Below are 1,616 nucleotides of genomic sequence, written 5' to 3' on the forward strand. Positions count from 1 at the left end.
GCGAATCGAAAGCGTGATCTGTCATGAAGACCCTATCCCCAAATGAATTGCTCTTCGGTTATGAAGGGCCCCATGGAGAAGGCTGGACCTCATCCCCTTTTTCCTCTCCCCACCGCTCGAAGGACGGCAGGGAGAGGGAGAAGAACATTCGAGTCGCTGTCGAGGATCGCTAAAGTTGCACCAGAGCAATCCCAGATCACCATCTGGAGGGGCCTGGATGTCTCGTGTGGCCGAACGGGTGCATCACTTCACGGAATCCGTGATCCGGGAGATGACCCGGTGGGCGCATCAATATGGGGCCATCAATCTGGCCCAGGGGTTCCCGGATTTCCCAGCCCCCGAAGCCCTGAAAGAGGCGGCCGCCCGGGCGATCCTGGAGGACTATAACCAATATGCGATTACCTGGGGGAGCCCCCGACTGCGGGCCGCGATCGCTGAGAAGTATCGCCGTTTTTATGGGATGGAGCTCGATCCGGAGCGCCATATCACGGTGTGTTGTGGGGCCACCGAATGCATGATCGCGACCCTGCTGGCCCTGCTGAACCCCGGGGACGAGGTGATCATCTTCGAGCCTTTCTATGAGAACTACGGCCCCGACACCTGGATCAGCGGGGCGAAGCCCGTTTATGTCCCCCTGCGCCCGCCGTCGTGGACCTTCAATCCGGATGAGCTGCGCCGCGCCTTTTCCAACCGAACCCGAGCGATCATTCTCAACACGCCCCACAATCCGACGGGCCATGTGTTCTCCGAAGAAGAGCTCCGCTGGATCGCCGAGCTATGCCAGCGTTACGATGCGTATGCCATTACGGATGAGATCTATGAGCACATTGTTTACGATGGACATCGCCATATCCCCATCGCCACGTTGCCCGGGATGTGGGAGCGAACAGTCACCATCAGCGGGATGTCGAAGTCTTACGCGGTGACCGGATGGCGCGTTGCGTGGTGTCTCGCTCCGGAGGATCTCACCGATGCGATCCGCAAAGTTCACGACTTCCTCACCGTGGGCGCCCCCGCCCCGCTCCAGGAGGCCAGCGCTGTGGCGCTCCAGTTCCCGATGGCTTACTATGAGCAGCTGCGGGCGGATTACGATCAACGCCGGCATCTGCTGGTGGAGGCGCTGGAGGAGCTGGGGTTCGAGGCGTGGTGGCCCCAGGGAGCGTATTATGTGATGACGGATTTCCGGGCCTTCGGGACGGACGATGACACCGCCTTCGCGATGCGCTTGGTCCGGGAGATCGGAGTGGCAGTGGTGCCTGGCTCCAGCTTCTATGCCCATCCGGACCGCGGGCGCACACAGGTTCGGTTCGCTTTCTGCAAACGGGAGGAGACCCTCCGCGAGGCGGTGGCCCGCCTCCGGCGGTTGAGGGCATAGAATGAAGGGGCGCACGGCAAGGCCGTCCGCCAAAATCCCTCCAATCCAAAGGCGGACAAAGCATTAGCGCATACTTGGTGACAAGCGGGGGGTTGGGGTAGTGGGGCGGGCGGCACAGCCCGGCGCCCCACAAACCAAAACCAAACCAGAAAACCCACAACCAATGTGCTCAACCCAAAGCGGCCCCCACCGCCCCGCGGGGCGCCAGCAGATACACCCGGGGAACCGGAGCCAGGGGGGA

At 61.9% G+C, this 1,616-nt stretch carries 1 protein-coding gene; it reads left to right on the forward strand.

Annotated elements, in window-relative coordinates; all coding sequences use genetic code 11:
• The first annotated feature begins 217 nt into the window (after positions 1 to 217).
• A complete protein-coding gene (locus NZM16_RS06935; RefSeq protein ID WP_295448421.1) occupies positions 218 to 1,375 on the forward strand; it encodes an aminotransferase class I/II-fold pyridoxal phosphate-dependent enzyme in 1,158 nt (385 codons plus the stop codon).
• Positions 1,376 to 1,616: the final 241 nt, after the last annotated feature.

Source organism: Thermoflexus sp., assembly GCF_025055495.1.
In the GTDB taxonomy this organism is placed as follows: domain Bacteria; phylum Chloroflexota; class Anaerolineae; order Thermoflexales; family Thermoflexaceae; genus Thermoflexus.